The organism is Allofournierella sp. (genome assembly GCF_048388525.1).
In the GTDB taxonomy this organism is placed as follows: Bacteria; Bacillota; Clostridia; order Oscillospirales; family Ruminococcaceae; genus BQOK01.
The window spans coordinates 1-3,426 of the sequence record NZ_DBGCTQ010000005.1 but is presented as its reverse complement, the minus strand read 5'-3'; the positions used below and the strand labels follow the sequence as shown (position 1 = coordinate 3,426).

4 protein-coding genes are annotated in these 3,426 nt (G+C 63.5%); all 4 read right to left on the bottom strand.

Translation table 11 applies throughout. From position 1 onward, the window contains the following. The coding region (locus tag ACMLHZ_RS00805; protein WP_418665920.1) for a hypothetical protein at positions 1 to 403 on the bottom strand (403 nt) is incomplete at its 3' end. Positions 404 to 457: 54 nt separating this feature from the next. Continuing rightward, positions 458 to 1,351, bottom strand: coding sequence for an RluA family pseudouridine synthase (locus ACMLHZ_RS00800; RefSeq protein ID WP_418665919.1), 894 nt, complete (start codon positions 1,349 to 1,351; stop codon positions 458 to 460). A gap of 209 nt (positions 1,352 to 1,560) precedes the next feature. Continuing rightward, positions 1,561 to 2,691, bottom strand: a complete 1,131-nt coding sequence (locus tag ACMLHZ_RS00795; protein WP_418665918.1) for a BMP family ABC transporter substrate-binding protein — start codon at positions 2,689 to 2,691, stop codon at positions 1,561 to 1,563. Positions 2,692 to 2,918: 227 nt separating this feature from the next. Further along, positions 2,919 to 3,329 (bottom strand): cytidine deaminase, encoded by a 411-nt coding sequence (locus ACMLHZ_RS00790; protein WP_418665917.1) that lies wholly within the window; start codon positions 3,327 to 3,329, stop codon positions 2,919 to 2,921. Positions 3,330 to 3,426: the final 97 nt, after the last annotated feature.

Here is a 3,426-nt window from a genome sequence, read left to right as displayed (position 1 = left end):
CGCTCCAAAACCGGGTAAAGGGGGCGGTGAGTTCGCGCCAGCCCGTGAGCAGCGCGCCCCCCAGGTAGCTTCCCGTCTTTTTAAGTACTGAAAGAAGCCGTGCGCCCAGGTTTTTTGTGTCGGCGCGCACCATGCGCGCAAAACGCAGCGCGCTGTACTCGCCCCAAAAGCCCACGTTGTATAAAAATTCCCCCGCCGCTGCAGTCTGGGGCTTTTGCTTGGCCCAGCGCACCAGGGGGTCCAGCCTTTGCAAAAGCCTGCGGCCCAGCGCCGCCGAGCGGCTCGGCCCCTGTTCCGGCCCGGAGGCCCGGCTTTCTGCCTGGGCCTGCCGCTCGTTCACTTGTTCTTTTTCCTGGATCGGCAGCTTGTCCGCCCTCCCTTCTACGTTTTGTCCAACTTCCATTATAAGCCCGCCCTGCCGCAAGGCAAGCAACTGGAAGGTTTTTTCACAAGGTTTTCAACGCTCTTTCACACTTTCCAGCAGCGCCGCCATGTCCGGCGGAAGGGGCGAAGTCACGGTTTTCCGCTCTGTGCTGCCCGGCTCGGCAAACGAGATCTCGGCGCAGTGCAACGCCTGGCGGGCGATCCCCGCGCGGCTGCCGCCATACAGCTCGTCCCCCGCCAAAGGGCAGCCGATGTGGGCAAAGTGCACACGCAGCTGGTGGGTGCGCCCGGTAATGGGCGCCGCGCGCACCAGCGTATACTCCCCGGCCCGCCGCTCGGCCGCGTACTCGGTGCAGCTGGGCTTTCCCCCGGGCCAAACACGCCGCAGAATAATGCTGCCCGGCGCACGGGCAATCGGGGCCTCGATCCGCCCTTGTTCAGGGCTGGGCTCCCCCTCTAAAATCGCCCGGTACACCTTGCGGGCGCTGCCGGCCAGCAGCGCCGCCGCCCACGCGTTTTTGGCGCAGAGCACAAGGCCGGAGGTATCCTTATCAATGCGGTTTACAGGCCGGAACACCCCCGCTTCGCCGCGGGCCTGCAAAAGCCCCATGTAGGCGTTGGCCAGGGTTCCGCTGTGATAATTCAGGGTGGGATGCACCGCCATGCCGGCGGGCTTTTCCAGCACCAGCACATGCCTGCTCTCGTAGGCGATTGCCAGCGGAATCGCCTGGGGCTGCACGCTGGTGGGCGGCTCCGGCGGCAGGTAAAAACGGACGCTCTGCCCCGCCCGCACCACATCGCAGGTGCGCAAGGGCGTATCGCCCACCCAAAAGCCTCCTTGCTTTTTTACCGCCTTGACCAGGGTCGCGGACACGCCGGCAGCGCGCAAAAAGTCCCGCAAGGCCCAGCCATCCGCCTCCGGAGCAACGGCAAAACACAGCTCTGCCGGGCTGTCCCGGTCTGCCACGCGCCCACTCCCCCTTTATAGCATAGTTTGTATTTTACCACAAAACGCCCCGGGTTGCAACCCGGGGCGTTTTGTGGTAGGCACCCATTGCGGTGAAAAAGCCGCGCCTGTGCCGGCGGCGCTTTTCACCTCCTTCTGCCTTTGGAACAGGCGCAAAAAGCGGCGCCCGCAAAAAGCGGGCGCCGCCGGGATGCCGTATGCTAAAGCAATTACTCCTGGTAATCCACGGTGATGGTGGTGGTGGCGAAATGCTTGTCAGCATCGCTGTTGTTGTCCACCACCAGGGTGCCGTCCACCAGGCCCTTGAACAGGGTGTCGTACTGCTCCTGGGTAAAGGTGGTAAAGCGGCTGGTGGCCATGGGCAGGTCAACGGCATTCTCCGCCGCGCCCAGCTTGGTCTCCTTGCCGGCGTAGGTCTCGCTCCACTTCCAGCCGTTGGCCTGGCAGTCGGTCAGGGCCAGCTGCACAGAGTTCGAAAGGCCCTTGGTGGCGCTGGTAATGATCAGCTCGCTGTCACCGCTCTGGTCCACGTCCACGCCGATCACCTTGCCGTTGTTGGCGCTGGCAGCGTCCACAGCCGAGCTGTAAATGCCGCCGCCGCAGGCGAACACCACCTGGGTGCCGTCGGCGTACCAGCCGTCCATCTTGGCCTTGATGTCGTCGTTGGCGGCAAACGAGCCGGAGTACCAGTACTTCATGTTCACGGTCACGCCCAGCTCTTTGGCGGCGGCGTCAGCGCCCTGCACAAAGCCCTGGCCGTAGCGCACCACGGCGGGCACGGCCATGCCGCCCAAAAAGCCCAGCTCGGTGTAGCCGTCCACCACGGCGGCGTAGCCGGCCAGGTAGCCGCACTGCTCTTCCTTGTAGGTCACCAGAGCGGTGTTGGGGGCGGGGTCAGCCAGGTCGCCGGTGCTCACGTCCAGCGCCAGGAACTGCACGTCGGGGTATTTGGCCTGGGCCTGCTCCAGCGAAGCGGCAAACAGGTAACCGGCCATCACGACCACCTTGGCGCCGTCGGCAATGGCCTGGTCCATCGCGTCCAGGCGGGCGGCGTCGGAGTCCTCAGAGGGGCGGAAGTAGTTCGCCTTCAGGCCATTGGCCTCACAGAACTTGGTCACGCCCTCATAGCTGTACTGGTTGAAGGAATGGTCGTCGATGTTGCCCACGTCGGTCACAAAGGCGATATCGGTGCCGGTGGCGGTGTCATCGGCCGGGGTCGAAGCCGGGGCGGATGCGGGGGTGCTTGCAGGGGTGCTGGCGGGCGTGGAAGCGCCGCCGCCGCAAGCCACCAGAGACAGGGCCATCACACTGGCCAGAACAAGAGCGATGAGTTTTTTCATTCTTGTACTCTCCTTTTTTCTTTATCGGGGCCGGCAGCGGACCTTCTTTTTGCTCTCGCAAAAAGAAACAGGGCCGGCCCTGTTTCCATGAAACCAAGGCATACACACAGCCTTGGCTTGCACTGAAAGTATAGCGTTTTTTCGGCGAAGTTTCAACCTTTTCGCCCTAAAACGCCTGTTTACAAAATAATAACAGCGCGCCGGCGGCGCGCTGTCCGGGGCTGTTTTCAGCCAAGGTTTGCGGGGCCGAACCCCAGGGGCAGCAGCTCTCCCAGGGTCATCTCCACAAAGTCGTCCTCGCTTTTTGCCATGAGCACCGGCATTTCCGGGCCGCAGAATTCGTAGAGGGCCTGTCGGCACACCCCGCAGGGCGAGGTGACAAGGGTATTGCGCTCGCCCTCCCTGCTGCCCACCACCGCGATCATGGCAAATTCGGTCACGCCCTCGCTGACCGCCTTGAACAGGGCGGTGCGCTCGGCGCAGTTGGTGGGGGTGAAGGTTGCGTTCTCAATGTTGCAGCCGGTGAACACCCGGCCGTCCTTTGCCAGCAGCGCCGCCCCCACCTTAAAATGGGAATAGGGCGTGTAGGCCTTTTCACGGGCGGCAAACGCCGCGCTGATAAGCTCCTGCCTGGTCATGGGCCGCTCGCCTCCTTTCCGCCGCTCAGGGCTCTGCGCCCAGAGCGACCTTCATCATGGCTGTAAAACTGGTCTGCCGCTCTTCGGGGGTGGTCTC